Genomic DNA, 17770 nt, shown 5'->3' with positions numbered 1-17770 from the left:
CCACCGCCTCGATTACCGCCCTCCTCTTCCTTGATGGAAGAGGCGCGCCGGACGTCAGTCCGGGGCGGAGCTGGTGACGGCCTCACGACTGCCCTGCCTGGGTTCAAGCACCGCACGCCCGTCATCCCCAAAAAACAAAAGGGGGCACCGCAACGCGGTGCCGCCTTTCACATTCATGCCGGCCAGACCTATTCCTGCGGCTGGGCGGCTTCGTGCATGTCATGCTCGCCATGCGTCATGTCTTCGTCGGCGGGTGCCGCGTCAGCATGGTGGTCGGCATGCATCCCGGCGTCGGCATCATCGGGATGATGCGCGGCGTGGATGATGTCGTGGCAGGCATTGAAGCTGGCGCGGGTCTCGTCGTCGAGATTGGCGAGAACGGCGTCATGCGCGGCCGTATCGCCTTCGGCGATATCGGCCATCATGCCCTCATACAGCGCCATGCAGGCTTCATGGTTTGGCGCGGCGGTTTCGCCGGCCATGTGGTGGTCGATGGCGAATACTGCGGTCCCGAGCAAGCTCAGGCTCGACGCTGCCATCATGGCCAAAACGAACTTATTCATGGGGGTCTCTCTCCTGGATGACCATCGGGGCTCACGCCCCGTGTAACGGCCCTGACAGGCGATGACGCGCGGTCCGCGCGGTCGTTCAGGGCATCTCACCATGCGCCCGCTCGCGACAGACTGGCAAGATCGACACACACACCAGGCAGGCCGCCCGGTCGAATTCTGCGCGTGTAAGTAACTATTCACTTGCGCCACCCGGAAAGCTGTGACAAACAGCATGTGAATGAACACTTACTTCCATGTCGCGGGGATAAATCAATGACCGGAAAACTGAGAGACGACCTGTTTGAAGGCTCCGACCCGAATGTTGGTGTCACGGCACCGCGGGGCACGACCAAGGCCCGCATCGAGCGCGCCGCGCTGCAATTGTTTGCGCGCCACGGCATGGACGGGGTCTCGATCAAACAGATCGCCCAGGCCTGCACGATTTCGGACGGGGCGATGTATCGCCACTTCAAGAGCAAGGACGACCTCGCCCGGCGGATGTTCGAGGCGATCCATGCGCGTCTGCTGCAACTGGTCGACGCCAATATCCGGCCCAATGCCAGCCTGGAAGAAACCGTGCGCGCCGTCGTCACCGCCTATTGCGAACTGGCCGAGAGCGATCCGGCGCAATTCACCTACCACCTCACCCACCGCAATTACTTCCTCGCGGCGTCCGGCGATGGCGGGGCCAACCCGTCAGACGTGATGAGCGCGCGCGTGACCGCGGCGATGGCGAGCGGCGAAATCCCGGCCGGTGATCCCGAACTGGCCGCCGCCATGGCGCTCGGCCTGGTGATGCAGCCGGCGGAATACCGGATTTTCGGCCGCATCCAACAACCCATGACCGAGCTCATCCCGGTCTTCACCACCGCCATCATGGCCGTCCTGCGCGCCAGCTGAGCGCCCTGCCCGGCCCAATCAGACCAAACTTGCGGAGATCATCATGCGCTCGCTCATCTTCAATATCGCCTACTACACCATCTCGGCCGTTTATGCGGTGGTGTGCGCCATCCTCGCACTCCTGCCCGGACGCCGGATATTGATGCACGGCATCCGCTCCTATGCGCGTTTGACCGTGCTGTTGATGCGCTGGATTTGCGGGATCCGGGTCGAGGTTCGCGGCACGCCACCCAAAAACCAGCCGGTCATCCTGGCTGCCAAACACCAGTCCTGGGGCGATGGTTTGGTGATGATGGCCAAGTGCGGCGACGTCAATTTCATCTGCGGCGACCATATGCTGAACTATCCGCTGATCGGCTGGGTCCTCAAGCGGTGCGGCGCCATCGTCGTGTCCAACCAGGGCGGGGCCGAAGCGAAAGCCAGCCTGCAGGCCGGTGTGGCACGCTCCCAGGGTGAGGGCCGCCCGCGTCCGATCCTGATCTATCCGGAAGGCCATCTGACCCCGGTGGGTACCGGCCTGCGCTATCGCTCGGGCGCCTGGTTGCTCTCCTCACAGCTGGACCGGCCTGTCGTACCTGTAGCGACCAATCTGGGGCAGTGCTGGCCGCAGCAGAAATGGACGAAGTTTGCCGGTGTTGCGGTGATCGAATTCCTCGAACCCATGGCACCCAGCCGCGATCGCGACGGTTTTCTGGCTGAACTGGAAACCCGGGTCGAAACGCGCTCACGAGCCCTGGAAGCTGAATATTCGGTCCGCCGGGGAGAATCGGTCTTTCATCCCGACACTGCGGTCTGAACCGGCGCAACGACGCGTAAACGCTTGGTTTAATTGAGCAACCGAAAGCAGGAGTCGTGCGATGCGATCGCTGGTTTTCAATATTATATTCTGGGGCCTGTCCGCCCTGTTTGCGCTGATCTGCTATGGTGCGGCCTGGTTGCCGCGCCGGGAGCCGCTAATGGCCGCCATCAACGCCTATGGCCACGCGACGCGCTTCTGCATGCGCTGGGTCGCCGGCATTTCCGTCGAGGTCCGCGGCGAGGTGCCGCGCGGCGAACCGGTGATTATCGCCGCCAAACACCAGGCCTATGCCGACGGCCCGCTGATGATGGCGTTCGCCGGCGACCTCAATTTCGTCATCGGCAACGGGATTGAGAAATTCCCGCTGGTCGACCGGATCGTCCAACGCGCCGGCGCCATCATGGTCGATGCGCAGGGCCATGCCCGCGCCCAGGGCGCGTTGCAGGAGAGCATCAGCCGGATCGCCGATGATCATCGTCCGGTCCTGATCTATCCCGAAGGCGGCATGGCCGCAGTCGGCGTAACACGGCGTTACCGCAAGGGCGTGTACGTGCTCTATACCGAGCTCAACCGGAGCGTTGTCCCGGTCGCGACCAATCTGGGCCTGCGATGGCCGGAAGAGGAATGGGCGAAGCATCCCGGACCGGCCGTTGTTGAATTTCTCGAACCGATTCCGCCCGGCCTGCCGCGCGAAATCTTCATGCAGCGCTTGCAGACAGTCATCGAGACGCGAAGCCGTGAACTCGAAACGGAGGGACGATCATGAGTGCCAAGATTGCAGCCGCGCTGATCACCCAGCGTCGTTTCCTGCCACTCTTGCTGGCCCAATGCCTGGGTTCGCTCAATGACAATCTGTTCCGCTATGCGCTCGTAACCATGGTGACCTATAGCGGGCTGAGCCTGTTCGGGCTCGAGCGCGACATCCTGGTCCCGATTGCCGCCTCGATGATCACCTTGCCGATCTTCCTCTTCTCGGCGATCGCCGGGCGCCTGGCCGACAAGTATGATCGCACCTGTATCATGCGCGTCACCAAGCAGATCGAAATCTGGATCATGCTGCTGGCCGCGCTCGCCCTCTTCCTGCGCCAGCCCCTGCTGCTCCTGCCGACCCTCTTCCTGATGGGAACGCAATCGGCCTTCTTCACCCCGGCCAAAAACTCCGCCCTGCCATCGCTGATGGCTCCGCACGAGCTGGTGCCGGCCAATGCCCTGTTGAGCGGTTTTCTCAATGTCTCCATCCTGATGGGTGTTGCTTTGGGCACCTGGCTCGCCGTGCGGCCGCTCGGCCCGGAAATCATCGGGGCCGGCCTGGTGATCATCGCAATCTTCGGCTGGCTCTCGGCGCGGCAATTGCCGCGTGTCGAAGCCGCCAATCGCGACCTGCCCGTGACTTTCAATTTCATCGCCGAGACCTTTCGCGTCCTGAGCTATGCGCTCAAGGCCCCTGACGTGCTGCGCCCGCTGCTCGGTGCCGCCTGGTTCTGGATGCTGGCCGCCTCGATCATCACACTGATGCCGGTCTTCACCGCCTCCATCCTCGGCGCCGACGCGACCGTGGTCCTGTTGTTCAGCGCCCTGTTCACGATTGGCGCGGCCGTCGGCGCCCTGTTGTGCGGTGCGCTCAGCGGCAAGGGGGATGCACTCCCCTTCTCCATCGCCGGCGCGATCGGACTGGTGGTTTTCACCAGTGATGTCGCCCTGGCCACCTGGTCCAATCCGATCGTCCCGCACGGGGCAGCGCTGATCGGTGCGGATGCATTCCTCGCCGATCCATCGAACTGGCGCCTGTTGGCCGATCTCGGTTTCGCCGCCGTCTCCGCAGGCCTGTTTGTCGTCCCCCTGCAAGCGATGGCACAGCGCCGCGCGGCGCCGGAAATGCGTGGCCGCCTGCTGGCCGCCGGCGGCATCATGAATGCGGCAACCGCAACGCTGGGCCAGTTCACCCTCGCCTTCATTGCCCTGGGCCACCTGCCCATCCAGACCGCCTTCCTGCTGATCGCGGCCGGCAGCCTGCTCGCTGCGGCGGTCACCGGCTGGCGTCTGGCGCTGCGCCGCAAGCCGGCAAGTGCGCCTTCGTGATGGTCAAACCGCAATGCAGGCGCTAAAGGGCCAAGGCATGAACATTATCACGACAACAGACCAACTCGCCCGGGCCTGCGATGCCCTCCTCCAGGCCGAACATGTGGCGGTCGATACAGAATTCATGCGCGAGACGGTTTATTGGCCGGCCCTGTGCCTGATCCAGGCTGCCGGCGGCGAGACCGAAGTCATCATCGACCCTCTGGCCGAAGGCATTGATCTGGAGCCATTCTGGGAGCTGATGGTCGATGAGCGCGTGATGAAAGTCTTCCACGCCGCGCGCCAGGATCTCGAGATCTTCTACAATCTGGGAGACGGGCTGATCCCGACGCCGATGTTTGACAGCCAGGTCGCTGCGATGGCGATCGGTCTGGGCGACTCGATTGCCTATGACAATCTGGTCCAGACCCTGCTCAAACGCCCTGTCGACAAGGGCTCGCGCTTCACAGACTGGTCGCGCCGGCCGCTGTCAGACAATCAGCTCACCTATGCCATGGCCGATGTGACGCATTTGCGCGACATGTATCCGATCATGCGCGAGCGGCTGGAAAGGAAAAATCGCACCGCCTGGCTGCAGGACGAAATGGCGATCCTGACCAGTCCGGATACCTATCGCATGGACCCGGAAGACTCCTGGAAACGCCTGAAACTGCGCAAGACCCATCCCAAATGGCTCGCCGCCCTGCGTGCCGCGGCCGCATGGCGCGAACGCGAGGCGCAGACCCGCGACATGCCGCGCCAGCGCGTCATGAAGGATGATGCGCTCTACGAGATCGCCACCCTGGCACCGACCGAGGAAGGCCAGATGCAGGGCCTGCGCGCCGTCCCGCGCGGCTTCGAACGCTCAAAGCCGGCTGAACGGCTCTATGCCGACATGAAAGCCGCCATGGCCAATCCTGAGGCCTATGCGCCCAAGGTCGAAAAACCCGCCCCGACACCGCAAGGCATCGGCCCGACGATTGAATTGCTCAAAGTCTATCTCAAACTGGTCGCCGACGAAGCGGGCGTCGCTTCACGCCTGATCGCGACCGCCCCGGATCTCGAGAAAATCGCCTGTAGCGACACGCCCGATGTCCCGGCCATGCGCGGCTGGCGCCGCGAGGTCTTTGGCGAACCGGCGATGGGGCTCAAGCGTGGCGAGATTGCGCTGGTGCTCGAGGATGGCAAGGTTGCCGCGCGTCCGGTCGGCGGCAAGGTCTAGAGATACCGGACCTCACCCTTGCGACCGATCGCGCCAGCCAGGGTTCCCAGCAGGGAGACTGAGCGCTCGACATAAAGGTCGCGCACGCTCTCATCGACATCCAGACAGACAAGCCCGGGCTCGACCCGTAGCGTGAAGCGATCCAGCAGGCTGGCTGAACGCCCGGACAATTTCGCGCCCAGCCGCAAGGTGCAGCCGAGCATCTGGGCGACATCGTGTTGGGCCTCGTCGATGAGATGGAAGACCGCGAGGTCGTCCAGCGCGCTTCGGCGTCCGCCATACCGGTAATGCATCACGGCGGCGAGGAAGGCCCGTTCGGCATGATTGATGCCGGCGAAGGGCGCGTAAAGCACGCTGTCACGGGTCAGTTCCAGGCGGTGGTCAGGATGGCGCCGCGCGCCCAGATCGGCCAGCCGCGCGGCGGTCTCCTGCAGGACCCGGTCGCGGCGCGGCGTAAAGACCGTGTCGACATTGGCCATCGCCGGGGCGATCCAGCGGGCCAGGGAACGACCAAAATCCGGCGTCGGCGAGACCGGTCGCGCTAATGCTTCGGCCCCGGCAATCAGGGGGTCTATCGCACGCACAGACTCAGGCAGCCCCTGCATCAGCACGCCTTCGCGCAAGCCATAGGCGGAGAAGACGACGTGGGAGAATTTTCCCATCTCGACGATGCGGCTGAGCAGGAGGGCCGCATAGGGAATGCTCGGGGCCCGGCGCGAGGAGATGCCGGGAATTCCGGCCAGCGAGGCGGTGCTGAGACGGCTCGCCAGCCGCGTCAATTCCCGCACGCGTCTGGCATCGATGCGGAACTGGTGTGCGACGCGCAGGGGATAGTCGGAGCGTGCAAAGGCCAGCTGGGCCAGCGAGCGCCATGCGCCGCCGATCGCATAGAATTCACCGCCCTGCCCCCGCAGGACACCATCCTCGCGCAAGCGTTCATCGATCACCGAACAGACCGCATCGGCATCCCATGGCCCCGGCGGGATCGCTTCCTGGGGGCCGAGTGCAAAGGTCTGGCCGGCACCGAGCATGCCGTGATCGAGCGGCGTCAATTCAAGACTGGAGCCGCCCAGATCCCCCATCATTCCGTGCGCACCAGGGATGCCGGTCACCAGGCCGAACGCTGACAGTTCGCCCTCTTCCGGACCAGACAGGACACGCAGCCGGAAACTGGTTTCCGCCGCAACCCGGCGCACGAAGTCCGGCCCGTCACTGGCATTGCGCACCGCGGCGGTGGCGACCGCGTAGCGCTCGCTGACGCCCTTGGCGTCGAGCAGGCGCTCGAAGCGTTTCAGGGCCCGCATGGCGATATCGATATTGTCGGGATGCAGCGTGCCCCGCTGGCGCAGACCGCGTCCGAGCCCGGCCATCACCTTCTCATTGAAGACCGGCCAGATCGCCCGCCCCTCGAGGCGGAAATGCACCATGCGCACAGTATTCGAGCCGACATCAATCACCGCGATATCACGTTCGACCGCGTTCTCCGCGAAGGCCTGATGTGGGATATTGACCGGATCCAAGAGCGCTAACCATCCCCCGTGAGAACGGGGGGCTGGTCATTCTTGAGGGCGTGGCCACGGCCGGACAGGCTCGGATTCGTCATGAAATAGGCATGGGCGCTGAAGGCCTTTTTCATGCCCGAGGTATCAACCCGGCGATATTCGCCCTGCCCGTCCATATACCAGCTCTGGGCGGTGTCATTGAGATTGGCGACCATGATCTGATCAAGCACCTGGCGATGCACGGTCGGGTTCTGGATCGGGCAGAGTAGTTCGACGCGGCGGTCGAGATTGCGCGGCATCCAGTCGGCCGAGGAGATAAAGACCTTCGCCGCCGGCGACGGCATCTCGCTGCCATTCGCGAAACAGGCGATCCGCGAATGCTCCAGGAAGCGCCCGACCAGGCTCTTGACGCGGATATTCTCCGACAGGCCGGGAATGCCCGGGCGCAGGCAGCACACCCCGCGCACGATCAGCTCGATCCGAACCCCCGCCTGGCTGGCGCGATAAAGGCCGTCGATGATTTCGGGATGGACCAGCGCATTGAGCTTGGCCCAGATCGCCGCCGGCTTGCCGGCCTTTGCATTGGCGATCTCGATTTCCATATGCGCCAGCAGGTCTTCCTTCAGACGCAAGGGCGAGACCGAGAGGCGTTCGAGGTTTTCCGGGCGCGCATAACCGGTGACAAAATTGAAGATCCGCCCGGCATCACGGCCAAAGGCCGGGTCCGCGGTGAAGAGCGACAGGTCCGTGTAAACCCTCGCCGTGATCGGGTGGTAATTGCCGGTCCCGAAATGCGCATAGGTCCGCAGGGCAGTCCCCTCGCGGCGGACCACCAGCGAGATCTTGGCGTGGGTCTTGTATTCCATGAAGCCATACACGACCTGCACCCCGGCGCGTTCCAGGTCGCGGGCCCATTTCAGATTGGCTTCCTCGTCGAAGCGCGCCTTCAGCTCGACCAGGGCGGTGACATTCTTGCCCGCTTCGGCGGCCTCGATCAGGGCGGCGACGATCGGCGAGTTTTTCGAGGTCCGGTAGAGGGTCTGCTTGATCGTCACGACATCGGGATCGGCGGCCGCCTGGCGCAGGAATTTCACCACCACATCGAAGCTCTCATACGGGTGGTGAATGATGATGTCTTTCTCGCGGATGGCTTCGAAGCAATCGCCGCCATGGTCGCGAATGCGTTCCGGATAGCGCGGTTCATACGCCGGGAAGACCAGATCAGATCGATCATCGGGGATGAGCTGGTCGACCTGGGCCAGGCCCAGAAGTCCGGGCATCGGGACCACATCCTGTTCTTCGGCATGCAGGTGGGCGACGATGAAATCGCGCAGGCCGGAGGGCATTTCCGCATCCATCGTCAGGCGCACAATGACGCCGCGGCGGCGCTGTTTCATCAGCCGTTCGAACTCGAGCACGAGATCCTCGGATTCCTCCTCGATCTCGATATCGCTGTCGCGGATAACCCGGAACGCGCCGCGCCCGAGCATTTCATAGCCCGGGAAAAGCTCGTCGACATACATCGACAAGACGGTTTCCAGCGCCACGAAACGCCGCGCCGGACGCCCGCGGTCGCCATGCGAGCGCGCCGGCAATTCGACGAAGCGTTTGACGCCCGACGGCATCGGGATCAACGCATTCATGATCTTGCCGGTGCGATTATCGCGCAATTGCAGCGCCAGCGCGAAACCCAGATTGGGAATGAAGGGGAAGGGATGCGCGGGATCAATCGCCAGCGGCGTGATCACGGGCAAGGTGTGGGAGAGAAACTCGCCGCGCAACCAGGCGATATCGGCGCGCGACAAATCGGCCTCGGCCAGAACACAGACGCCGAGCGCGGCGATCTCGTCGCGCAGGGCGCACCACAGCGCCTGCTGCTTGCCGATCAGCTCGCTGGCCAGGACATGAATCTGTTCGACCTGTTCGGCCGGCGTCAGGCCATCCAGACTGGTCGCGGTGACACCATTTCGGATCTGCGCCCGCAGGCCGGCGACCCGCACCATGTAGAATTCGTCGAGATTGCTCGCCGAAATCGACAGGAAGCGCAGGCGTTCGAGCGCCGGGTGATTGGGGTTTTCCGCCTCGCCAATGACGCGCCGGTTGAAGCGAAGCCAGGAAAGCTCGCGGTTCAGGAAGCGCTCGGGCGAGGTCATCAAGGCAGCGATATCTGGCGGGTTACCGGTTGTGGCGGGCGAACTCATTCACTGTCTCCATCCTCGGGCCTGTCTTCGAGTACCGCACGCGCAACGGCGCGATTGACCGGTGTCTGCCGGGCCAGGGCGAGTTTATCCATGCGGTCGACCAGGCTCCGCACCGCCGAGACCGAGCGTTCCATCCGGGGAAGCATATACTCGACCACGCCCGGGCGCAGCGGCGCACCGCGATCCTGGAATTGTTTCAGCAGCAGCCGGGTCAGCAATTCATCATCAGGCTCGCTGAGTTCGACATGCGGCAGGGCCCGCAGGCGCGAGACCAGGTCAGGCAGGCTGGCGCGCCACAAGACGGGCGGCGTGCGCCCGGTTATCAGCAGGCCCGGGATATCGCCTTCGGCTGCGCGATTGATCGCATGAAACAGGGCTGCATCATCAATCCCCTGGTCGACATCCTCAACCAACAGGCTGACGCCGGAGGGCAAAACGGCCAGACAGGCGGCCAGGCTGGCGGCATCAGTGGTGCGGGCACCAGCCCGCTGAGCCCAGATGGCCGCGAGATGGGATTTACCGGCCCCGCCCGGTCCGGTCAGCGCCATGACAGCACGCGGCCAGTCGCGCCATCGCGACAGGGCCGCAACGGCGTCCGCATTGGCGCGGCCCTCAACAAAACTTTCCGCGCTGAAATCCACCCGTACAGGCAGGTTGAGCACCAATTGCCCGGTCATGCGTTCAACGTCCGATCCTGGCTCAAAAAGCGCTGCGAACGACCCAGCCCAGTCCGGGATGCTCTTCCAGCGCCGCACCGCGTTCGGCAAGCTCGGACATCAGCTGCTCAAGCGCACCGCGATGACTGACCGTCATCAGGGCACCATCGCGCGAAATCGCATCGAGTCGCGCATTGCTGACCAGCGACGCGCCGGTCACAGCCGCCTGCAGGGATTGCCACTCGGTCAGGCCGCCATAAATCACGGTAATGCGCATTTCCTCGGTCGAGGTGTTGCGCACGATCGCTTCGCGCTTCCAGGCATTTTCGCGTCCGACCACAAAGCTCATCGCGCCATCGCGCCAGCTGCCATAGACGGTTTCCGGGCCCCAGGTCTCGACAGCCATTTCAGCGCCGGCGTCGAAGCTGACGAGAAAACCGCCCATGCGTCGCACGCCATCGCGTTCCTGGCCTCGCAGAACCGCAATCCGGCTGACACCATAAAGTGCGGCCATCTCGCGCAGGCCCGCCTCGTCCAGCGCCAGGGCATCGCGCGCCGACAGGATCGATCGCGCCGCACTGTCGCCCGGCACGATCATCGGCGCCAGCGCATGGGCATAAGACCGGCTCGTCCAGGCCGACAGCCAGGGATTGGAGTCCCACAGATAAAATTGTCCGCCCGCATCATAGACCGGCAGCACCAGGGTCGGCCGCGCCTGGGATTCAACGAAGGGCACGCCATAGCTGGTGAGCAGACGGACCACCGCGCGGCGGTCGAAATTCACGTCCAGCTCGCCAAGATAGCGCGTCGCGCTGCGCTGCTCGTTATCAATCTGCAAGCCGGAAATAAGCTCGGCAATTGCAGACGCATCGAAAATGGAATCGATGGCGCCAGCCGACCCGAAATCGAGTGGCGTGCCCGCGCGATCCTCCGGCAGGGTCATGCGTTCGATCAGGCGTTGCGCCGCCATCGCCTGTCCACGCCGCATGGCGATGGTCTGGGCATCCAGCGCATTGCTGCCGGTGGCATCAATGGAGACACCGAGAATCGTATAGGGATCATCAGCGACCGCGAGGGCGGGGCTGACGAGAAACAGGCAGATTGCGGCAAATATCGGTCGCACAGGCACGACTCCTTGGTATCGATTGGTCTTTAGTATAGCCAGACACAGTCGCGCGTGAAGCCCGTGACTTGCTTCTCAGGCAGGTTTCGACTGTACTCCGCCGCGTTTCACACAAGGCTTGGAAACCAGCATGACCGCCAGCGATGACAAAAAACACCCGAACGGGCTGACCTATGCCGCCAGCGGCGTCGATATCGATGCCGGCGATGCACTGGTCGACCGGATCAAACCGCTGGCCAAATCGACCCGCCGCCCCGGCGCAGCGGCCGATCTGGGCGGGTTTGGCGGCGCCTTCGATCTCAAGGCTGCGGGCTATACGGATCCGATCCTGATTTCCGGTACTGACGGTGTCGGCACCAAGCTGCGCCTGGCCATCGATACAGGCAAGCTCGACACGGTCGGCATCGATCTTGTCGCGATGTGCGTCAATGATGTCCTCGCCCAGGGCGCCGAGCCGCTGTATTTCCTCGACTATCTCGCCACATCCCGGCTCGACCCGGTGCGCGGTGAAGCGATCATTGCCGGTATTGCGGCCGGTTGCCGCGACAGCGGCTGCGCCCTGATCGGCGGCGAGACCGCTGAAATGCCCGGCATGTATGAGGGCGATGATTTCGACCTCGCCGGCTTCGTCGTGGGCGCGGCCGAACGCGGTGCGCTCCTGCCCGATCATGACCGGATGGCGGCTGGCGATGTGCTGATCGGCCTCGCCTCATCGGGCGTGCACTCCAATGGGTTTTCGCTGGTGCGCAAGGTCGTCGAACTGTCCGGCCTGACCTGGTCGGATCCCGCCCCCTTCGCCCCCGGCCTGACGCTGGGTGAAGCCCTGCTGGCACCGACACGGCTCTATGTGAAGGCCTGCCTGCCGCTGATCAAGGCGGGACTGGTCAATGGCCTAGCCCACATCACCGGTGGCGGCCTGGTCGAGAATCCGCCGCGCATGACGCCGGACCACCTCGTGCCTGTCATCGATTACGACGCGTTCGAACTTCCGCCCGTCTTTGCCTGGCTGGCAAAAACCGGCGGCATCTCGGCGCATGAAATGCACCGCACCTTCAATTGCGGGATCGGCATGTTGCTGTGCGTCGCGCCCGACGATGTCGATGCGACGATCAGCGCGCTTGCGCAAGCCGGCGAGACCGCCATGATTATCGGCGAACTCAAACCAGCCTGACCCAAGTCAACACCCCCTGACGTCAACCAAAGCCAAGGATGCACACAATGGCGAAAACCAAGATCGCTGTGCTCATTTCCGGGCGCGGTTCCAATATGCAGGCGATCATCCAGGCGGCGAAATCCGAGAGCTATCCTGCTGAAATCGTGGTCGTCGTCTCCAATAACCCCGACGCCGCCGGGCTCGAATATGCCCGCGAGGCCGGGATAGAGACCGAAGTGGTCGATCATCGCGAGTTTGAAACCCGCGAAGAGTTTGAACAGGCGCTCGACGCCGTCCTGAAACTTTACGATACGCGTATCGTCTGCCTCGCCGGCTTCATGCGCATCCTCACGCCCTGGTTCACCGAACGCTGGCGCGACCTCCTGCTCAATATCCACCCCTCGCTTCTGCCCGCATTCAAAGGCTTGCACACCCATGAACGGGCGCTGGAAGCCGGCGTGCGCATTCATGGCTGCACGGTGCATTATGTGCGCCCGGAAATGGATGATGGTCCGATCATCGGGCAGGCCGCCGTACCCGTCCTGCCCGATGACACGCCATCGACGCTGGCCGCCCGCGTCGTCGCAGCCGAGCACAAGCTTTACCGCCAATGCATCGCCCTGGCCTGCGCCGGCAAGGCCCGCGTGGCCGGCGGACGCGTCCGCTTGCAAGTGCGTGAATACGGTGCCGAATTGCTGATGAACCCGCACGACTAGGATTGGAGAGGGGGCGCGATGCAAATCACCGAATCCCTCGAAATCGACGAAGCCGAGCTGGATGAGCGCTATACCCGTGCCTCCGGCCCCGGCGGCCAGCATGTCAACAAGACCGAGAGTGCCGTTCAGCTGCGCTTCAATCTCGCCGCCTCGACCTCCCTGCCGCCCGCGGTGAAGGCGCGGCTGGTGCGGCTCGCCGCCAGCCGTCTGACCAAGGAGGGCGTGCTGGTCATCCGCGCCGAGGAAACCCGCTCCCAGGAACGCAATCGCGCTGCCGCGCGGGAACGTCTCAAGGCGTTGATCATCGAAGCCCTCACCCCGCCGAAACCACGCATCAAATCACGGCCCAGCCTGTCCTCGATCAAGAACGTCAAGGCGGCGAAAGCGATCCGCGGGACGCGCAAATCCTTGCGGCAAAAACCGGGCGCTGACGATTAGGCTGACACCTCAGCCACCGCCGCATCAATCTCGGCCAGACGCGCCTCGATCTCGGCCGGCTCCAGGAATGAACCCCGGAAGCTATTCTTCGCCAGCTCGATGATCTCGCCTTGCGTTAGCCCAATCGCATCGGCGGTGCGGCGGTAATTCTCGTTGATATAGCCGCCGAAATAGGCCGGATCATCGGAATTGATCGTCGCGCGCAGGCCGAGCGAGAGCATGGTCTTGAGCGGGTGATCCTCCAGCCGGTCGATGACACACAGGCGCAGGTTTGAGAGCGGACAGACCGTCATCGTCATCTGCTCGCGGCCAAGCCTAGCGACCAGCGTGCCGTCTTCCAGGGCGCGATTGCCATGGTCGAGCCGGTCGATATCCAGCATGTCGAGCGCTTCATGGATATAGGCGGGCGGCCCCTCCTCGCCGGCATGGGCGACGCGCTTGAGACCGAGCGTTCCGGCCGCGGCAAAGACCTGGCGGAATTTCGAGGGCGGATGGCCGAGCTCGGAACTGTCGAGACCGACGCCATCGATGCGGTCGAGATGCTCCGACGCCATTTCCAGCGTCTCGAACGCGGCCTCTTCTGACAGGTGACGCAGGAAGCACAGGATCAGCTTCGACGTGATGCCCCACTTCGCCGTGCCCTCATCAAGCGCCGAGGTGATGCCATTGACGACAGTGGCGAAGGCGATGCCGCGGTCCGTATGGCCCTGCGGATCGAAGAAAACCTCGACATGGCGGACATTGTCGGCATGGACCCGGGCGAGATAGGCCAGCGTCAGATCGTGGAAGTCCTGTTCGGTGATCAGCACATTCATCCCGACATAATAGATGTCGAGAAAATCCTGCAGATTGGAAAAGTCATAGGCGGCCCGGATATCCTCGACCGTCTTGAACGGGATCTCGATACCGTTGCGCCGGGCCAGTTCGAACATCAATTCCGGCTCGAGCGAACCTTCCAGATGCAGATGGAGTTCAGCCTTGGGCAGGCGTTCGATCAGGGCGTGAAGGGAAGACATGCCGGGCCTCGCTCTTGCGGTGGGATGAGTCGAGCGCAAACTGACGCGCGCCGGGCCTGTCGGCAAGGCCTATTGCCGAGAGGCCGGCGGTGATGCCGCGCCCTCACCGCGCCGCCAGGATCATTCCGACGGTGACGATGAAAACCGCGCCAATGGCGAAATTCAGGATACGGGCATGGTGATGATGCCCCATCACCCGCCGCAACATGCCGCCAGCCAGCACATAGATCAGGCCGCAGGGCGTGCCGAACAGGGCAAACACGCCGACCATCGAGAGCGCCCGTTCGCCCGATGTCTCGCCCATTGCGGAATAGCCGCCGACGATCGACATCGCCAGCAACAAGCCCTTCGGATTGACCCACTGGAACAGCATGGCCTCAGGCACATTCATCGGACGCGCACTCGTCTTCGCTGCCTCGGCCGCGTCGATGACACCGCCGCGAATGCCCGCCCGGATATAGGTCCAGCCCATCCAGCCCAGCCACGCCGCACCGCCAAGACGAACAAGCCAGGCCGTCCAGGCGAAGCGCTCGAACAATTCACCGAGCCCGAACACCATCGCGATCAACAAGATGGCAAAGCCGAGATTGGCGCCAATCCAGTGCGGCACGGCGGCACGCGATCCGTACAGCGCGCTCGAGGTCAGCAGGATGAGATTATTCGGTCCCGGCGTGCCCCACATGGCGAGGATCAACCCGCCCAGGCTGGCCATCAATGCGATATCCAGAACATCTCTCCCCTGGCTGGAGGCAGCCTTCAACAAAAAGGCCCGGCGTTTCCACCGGGCCTTTCGTCTGCGTATCGGCTGTTCAGCCTTAGCCGACCAGTTCGATACCGGCGAAGAAATAGGCGATCTCTTCAGCAGCGGTTTCCGGTGCGTCGGAGCCGTGAACCGAATTGGCTTCGATCGACTCGGCGAATTCCTTGCGGATCGTGCCGGCTTCAGCCTGCTCGGGATTGGTGGCGCCCATGACGTCGCGGTATTTCGCAATGCCGTTCTCGCCTTCGAGCACCTGGACCACAACCGGGCCGGAAATCATGAAGGAGACGAGGTCGTTGAAGAAGGGACGGGCCTTGTGGACGCCGTAGAACGTCTCGGCCTGGGCGCGGCTCAGCTGCATGCGCTTTTGCGCGATGATGCGCAGGCCGGCGGCTTCAATCTTGGCATTGATGGCGCCGGTCAGATTGCGGGCGGTGGCGTCAGGTTTGATGATCGAGAAGGTGCGTTGCAGCGCCATGATGTGATTTCCTTGGATTGGGGAGATGAGATTGACCGGCCTGGCCGGGATGGAGATGTTGCGCGGGCTTATAGCGGCGCTTGCGCAATCTGTGAAGCCGGGGTACGCGCCTGCCCATGCTACACATCAATGATCTGACATATCGTATCGAAGGCCGGATGCTGTTCGACCAGGCGACCTTTCACCTGCCCCCCAAATGCAAAATGGGGCTGGTCGGACGTAACGGGACGGGCAAGTCGACCCTGTTCCGGCTGATCCGCGGCGAAATCCATCCGGAGGGCGGCGACACGACGCTGCGCAAGGGTGCCCGCGTTGGCTGGGTCGCCCAGGAAGCGCCGAGCGGTGATGAAAGCCTGATCTCGGTCGTGCTCGATGCCGATCTCGAACGCGCCGCCCTGATGACCGAGGCGGAGACCGCGACCGATCCCAACCGGATCGCCGAGATCCAGATCCGCCTCGCCGATATCGATGCCCATACCGCCGAGGCGCGGGCCGGTTCCATCCTGTCCGGTCTGGGTTTTACGGCCGAGGAACAGCTTCGTGCCTGCCGCGAATTCTCCGGTGGCTGGCGGATGCGTGTCGCCCTCGCCGCGACCCTGTTTGCCGAACCAGATGTGCTTCTGCTCGATGAGCCGACCAATTATCTCGACCTTGAAGGCGTGATGTGGCTGCAGACCTATCTCAAGAGCTTCCCCGGCGCCGTGCTGGTCATCTCCCACGACCGGGATTTGCTGAACGGCTCGATGCAGCGCATCGCGCATCTGAAAGACGGCAAGATCAGCGTGTTCGAAGGCGGCTATGACGACTTCGAAAAGGCGCTGGCCGAACGTCAACGCCTGCAAGTGAAAATGGCCGACAAGCAGGATGCCGAGCGCCGCCACTTGCAGGCCTTCGTCGACCGCTTCAAGGCCAAGGCCTCGAAAGCCAAACAGGCCCAGTCGCGCGTCAAGCGGCTGGAGAAGATGCAGCCGGTCGCCACCATGGTCGCCGACCCGGTCGCGCCCTTCCTTTTCCCGGCCCCGAAGAAAGCGATGGCCCCGCCGATCGTGCGCATTGAAGAGGTCGATGCCGGTTATGCGCCGGGCAAGCCGGTGCTGCGCAATGTCAATCTGCGCATCGATCCGGATGACCGCATCGGCATTCTCGGCCGCAATGGCGCCGGCAAGTCGACATTGGCCAAGCTCCTGTGCGACAAGCTGATCCCGCTGTCCGGCCATATGCGCCATCACAAGAAGCTGGAAATCGCCTATTTCGCCCAGCACCAGATTGACGGTCTGCACGCCGACACTTCAGCCTATCAGCATGTGATCGACCTGATGCCGGACGCGACCGAGGCCCAGCGCCGCGGGCGCCTGGCCCGGTTCGGCCTGCCGCGCGACCGTCAGGAAACGCCGGCCGGATCGCTCTCGGGCGGCGAGAAGGCGCGGTTGATGTTCAATTTGATCACCTTCCACGGCCCTCACCTCCTGATCCTCGATGAGCCGACCAATCACCTCGACATGGACAGCCGCTCGGCCCTGATCATGGCGCTGAATGATTATGAAGGCGCGGTGATCCTGATCAGCCACGACCGGCATTTGATCGAGAGCTCGGTCGACCGTCTCTGGCTCGTCGCCAATGGTTCGGTGACCGCCTATGACGAGGATATCGAGACCTATCGCCAGAGCTTCTCCGGGCGCCCCGCCAAGGCGGCGAAGAAGGAAAAGGCCCTCCCCCAGGATGACAAGAGCGTCAAACGCCGCAATCTCGCCGCCCGCCGCGACGAGCTCAAACCCCTGCGCACCGAATCCACCCGCTGGGCCAAGGAAGCCGACCGCCTGCGGGGCATTCTCGACGTGATCGATCGCGGCCTCGCCACGCCGGGCCTCTACAAGAAAGACCCCAAGGCCGCCAAGGATCTGCAGATGAAACGCGCCAAGGCGGTCGAGCTGATCGATGCAGCGGAAAGCAAGTGGATGGCGGCGGAAGAGAAACTGGAAGCGGCCCGGGCCGGCTAGACGACGCACCAAAATCTCCACGCGGCTGGCCGCTGGAGGTTTGAATGGCCCTCCCCGGTTGGGAGGTGTGTGGGACGCCGGCGAATGCCGTTAAGCGCTATGGTTAGTGAGTGTGACATCCGTGACGTCCCACACGTGGAGATTTACTCGGACGCCTTGCGGCCCCCGCCTCGAAACCGGAGTGGAGTAACGGTCGAGCT

17 protein-coding genes are annotated in these 17770 nt (G+C 63.5%); 9 read left to right on the top strand and 8 right to left on the bottom strand.

Going from position 1 to position 17770, the window contains the following annotated elements; genetic code table 11:
• Window positions 1-188 precede the first annotated feature (188 nt).
• Window positions 189-563, bottom strand: coding sequence for a hypothetical protein (locus ACN0YJ_RS13960; protein ID WP_417496559.1), 375 nt, complete (start codon window positions 561-563; stop codon window positions 189-191).
• Between the two features lie 261 nt (window positions 564-824).
• Between ACN0YJ_RS13960 and ACN0YJ_RS13955 the strand changes: the two genes are divergently transcribed.
• The 5 genes from ACN0YJ_RS13955 (at window position 825) to rnd (ending at window position 5530) form a co-directional block, all read left to right on the top strand.
• Entirely contained in the window at window positions 825-1451 is a 627-nt protein-coding gene (locus ACN0YJ_RS13955) for a TetR/AcrR family transcriptional regulator (protein WP_417475802.1), read from the top strand.
• Between the two features lie 43 nt (window positions 1452-1494).
• The gene (locus tag ACN0YJ_RS13950) at window positions 1495-2247 is read left to right on the top strand and encodes a lysophospholipid acyltransferase family protein (RefSeq protein WP_417496558.1); all 753 of its coding nucleotides are present in this window, start codon (window positions 1495-1497) and stop codon (window positions 2245-2247) included.
• Between the two features lie 61 nt (window positions 2248-2308).
• Window positions 2309-3016 carry a lysophospholipid acyltransferase family protein gene (locus ACN0YJ_RS13945; protein WP_417496557.1) on the top strand — a complete coding sequence of 236 codons (708 nt, stop codon included), beginning with the start codon at window positions 2309-2311 and terminating at the stop codon, window positions 3014-3016.
• The gene (locus tag ACN0YJ_RS13940) at window positions 3013-4329 is read left to right on the top strand and encodes an MFS transporter (protein ID WP_417475796.1); all 1317 of its coding nucleotides are present in this window, start codon (window positions 3013-3015) and stop codon (window positions 4327-4329) included. Before ACN0YJ_RS13945 ends, ACN0YJ_RS13940 begins: the two co-directional genes overlap by 4 nt.
• Before the next feature lie 37 nt (window positions 4330-4366).
• Window positions 4367-5530, top strand: a complete 1164-nt coding sequence (rnd, locus tag ACN0YJ_RS13935; RefSeq protein ID WP_417488904.1) for a ribonuclease D — start codon at window positions 4367-4369, stop codon at window positions 5528-5530.
• Here the strand turns inward: rnd and ACN0YJ_RS13930 are convergent.
• The 4 genes from ACN0YJ_RS13930 to ACN0YJ_RS13915 are packed head-to-tail and all read right to left on the bottom strand — an operon-like array spanning window position 5527 to window position 11012.
• Window positions 5527-7050: a Ppx/GppA family phosphatase gene (locus ACN0YJ_RS13930; RefSeq protein ID WP_417496556.1), complete on the bottom strand. Its 1524-nt coding sequence runs from the start codon at window positions 7048-7050 to the stop codon at window positions 5527-5529. The two genes, rnd and ACN0YJ_RS13930, sit on opposite strands and share 4 nt — an antisense overlap.
• Window positions 7051-7055: 5 nt before the next feature.
• Window positions 7056-9233, bottom strand: a complete 2178-nt coding sequence (locus tag ACN0YJ_RS13925; RefSeq protein ID WP_417475790.1) for an RNA degradosome polyphosphate kinase — start codon at window positions 9231-9233, stop codon at window positions 7056-7058.
• Window positions 9230-9910: a hypothetical protein gene (locus tag ACN0YJ_RS13920; RefSeq protein WP_417488902.1), complete on the bottom strand. Its 681-nt coding sequence runs from the start codon at window positions 9908-9910 to the stop codon at window positions 9230-9232. Before ACN0YJ_RS13920 ends, ACN0YJ_RS13925 begins: the two co-directional genes overlap by 4 nt.
• A gap of 22 nt (window positions 9911-9932) precedes the next feature.
• Window positions 9933-11012 carry a DUF2066 domain-containing protein gene (locus tag ACN0YJ_RS13915; protein ID WP_417475787.1) on the bottom strand — a complete coding sequence of 360 codons (1080 nt, stop codon included), beginning with the start codon at window positions 11010-11012 and terminating at the stop codon, window positions 9933-9935.
• Window positions 11013-11142: 130 nt separating this feature from the next.
• Here ACN0YJ_RS13915 and purM point away from each other — a divergent pair, with 130 nt between their 5' ends.
• From purM to arfB, 3 genes are read left to right on the top strand one after another with little or no spacing between them, the layout of a single operon-like run.
• A complete protein-coding gene (gene purM / locus ACN0YJ_RS13910; protein WP_417488901.1) occupies window positions 11143-12183 on the top strand; it encodes a phosphoribosylformylglycinamidine cyclo-ligase in 1041 nt (346 codons plus the stop codon).
• 47 nt (window positions 12184-12230) lie between these two features.
• Window positions 12231-12881 (top strand): phosphoribosylglycinamide formyltransferase, encoded by a 651-nt coding sequence (gene purN, locus ACN0YJ_RS13905; RefSeq protein ID WP_417475785.1) that lies wholly within the window; start codon window positions 12231-12233, stop codon window positions 12879-12881.
• Between the two features lie 18 nt (window positions 12882-12899).
• On the top strand, window positions 12900-13319 hold the full coding sequence (gene arfB, locus ACN0YJ_RS13900; RefSeq protein ID WP_417496555.1) for an alternative ribosome rescue aminoacyl-tRNA hydrolase ArfB: 420 nt from the start codon (window positions 12900-12902) through the stop codon (window positions 13317-13319).
• Here arfB and ACN0YJ_RS13895 read toward each other — a convergent pair.
• From ACN0YJ_RS13895 to ndk, 3 genes are all read right to left on the bottom strand, one after another.
• On the bottom strand, window positions 13316-14335 hold the full coding sequence (locus tag ACN0YJ_RS13895; RefSeq protein WP_417496554.1) for an adenosine deaminase: 1020 nt from the start codon (window positions 14333-14335) through the stop codon (window positions 13316-13318). The two genes, arfB and ACN0YJ_RS13895, sit on opposite strands and share 4 nt — an antisense overlap.
• 103 nt (window positions 14336-14438) lie before the next feature.
• Window positions 14439-15047 carry a LysE family translocator gene (locus ACN0YJ_RS13890; RefSeq protein ID WP_417496560.1) on the bottom strand — a complete coding sequence of 203 codons (609 nt, stop codon included), beginning with the start codon at window positions 15045-15047 and terminating at the stop codon, window positions 14439-14441.
• A 103-nt stretch (window positions 15048-15150) separates the two neighbouring features.
• Window positions 15151-15573: a nucleoside-diphosphate kinase gene (gene ndk, locus ACN0YJ_RS13885; RefSeq protein ID WP_417475778.1), complete on the bottom strand. Its 423-nt coding sequence runs from the start codon at window positions 15571-15573 to the stop codon at window positions 15151-15153.
• Between the two features lie 116 nt (window positions 15574-15689).
• Here ndk and ACN0YJ_RS13880 point away from each other — a divergent pair, with 116 nt between their 5' ends.
• Window positions 15690-17570, top strand: a complete 1881-nt coding sequence (locus ACN0YJ_RS13880) for an ABC-F family ATP-binding cassette domain-containing protein (RefSeq protein ID WP_417496553.1) — start codon at window positions 15690-15692, stop codon at window positions 17568-17570.
• Window positions 17571-17770 lie beyond the last annotated feature (200 nt).

The sequence above is a fragment of the Maricaulis sp. genome, from assembly GCF_048270095.1.
Lineage (GTDB): Bacteria > Pseudomonadota > Alphaproteobacteria > Caulobacterales > Maricaulaceae > Maricaulis.
Note: the sequence above shows the minus strand (reverse complement) of the source record. Positions and strands in the feature narration are given on the sequence as shown.

Excerpts from the sequence above, each read along its gene's own strand:
- ACN0YJ_RS13960 (WP_417496559.1), bottom strand. The coding sequence starts at position 563 with ATGAATAAGTTCGTTTTGGCCATGATGGCAGCGTCGAGCCTGAGCTTG.
- ACN0YJ_RS13955 (WP_417475802.1), top strand. The coding sequence starts at position 825 with ATGACCGGAAAACTGAGAGACGACCTGTTTGAAGGCTCCGACCCGAAT.
- ACN0YJ_RS13950 (WP_417496558.1), top strand. The coding sequence starts at position 1,495 with ATGCGCTCGCTCATCTTCAATATCGCCTACTACACCATCTCGGCCGTT.
- ACN0YJ_RS13945 (WP_417496557.1), top strand. The coding sequence starts at position 2,309 with ATGCGATCGCTGGTTTTCAATATTATATTCTGGGGCCTGTCCGCCCTG.
- ACN0YJ_RS13940 (WP_417475796.1), top strand. The coding sequence starts at position 3,013 with ATGAGTGCCAAGATTGCAGCCGCGCTGATCACCCAGCGTCGTTTCCTG.
- rnd (WP_417488904.1), top strand. The coding sequence starts at position 4,367 with ATGAACATTATCACGACAACAGACCAACTCGCCCGGGCCTGCGATGCC.
- ACN0YJ_RS13925 (WP_417475790.1), bottom strand. The coding sequence starts at position 9,233 with ATGAGTTCGCCCGCCACAACCGGTAACCCGCCAGATATCGCTGCCTTG.
- ACN0YJ_RS13920 (WP_417488902.1), bottom strand. The coding sequence starts at position 9,910 with ATGACCGGGCAATTGGTGCTCAACCTGCCTGTACGGGTGGATTTCAGC.
- purM (WP_417488901.1), top strand. The coding sequence starts at position 11,143 with ATGACCGCCAGCGATGACAAAAAACACCCGAACGGGCTGACCTATGCC.
- purN (WP_417475785.1), top strand. The coding sequence starts at position 12,231 with ATGGCGAAAACCAAGATCGCTGTGCTCATTTCCGGGCGCGGTTCCAAT.
- arfB (WP_417496555.1), top strand. The coding sequence starts at position 12,900 with ATGCAAATCACCGAATCCCTCGAAATCGACGAAGCCGAGCTGGATGAG.
- ACN0YJ_RS13895 (WP_417496554.1), bottom strand. The coding sequence starts at position 14,335 with ATGTCTTCCCTTCACGCCCTGATCGAACGCCTGCCCAAGGCTGAACTC.
- ACN0YJ_RS13890 (WP_417496560.1), bottom strand. The coding sequence starts at position 15,047 with ATGGCCAGCCTGGGCGGGTTGATCCTCGCCATGTGGGGCACGCCGGGA.
- ndk (WP_417475778.1), bottom strand. The coding sequence starts at position 15,573 with ATGGCGCTGCAACGCACCTTCTCGATCATCAAACCTGACGCCACCGCC.
- ACN0YJ_RS13880 (WP_417496553.1), top strand. The coding sequence starts at position 15,690 with ATGCTACACATCAATGATCTGACATATCGTATCGAAGGCCGGATGCTG.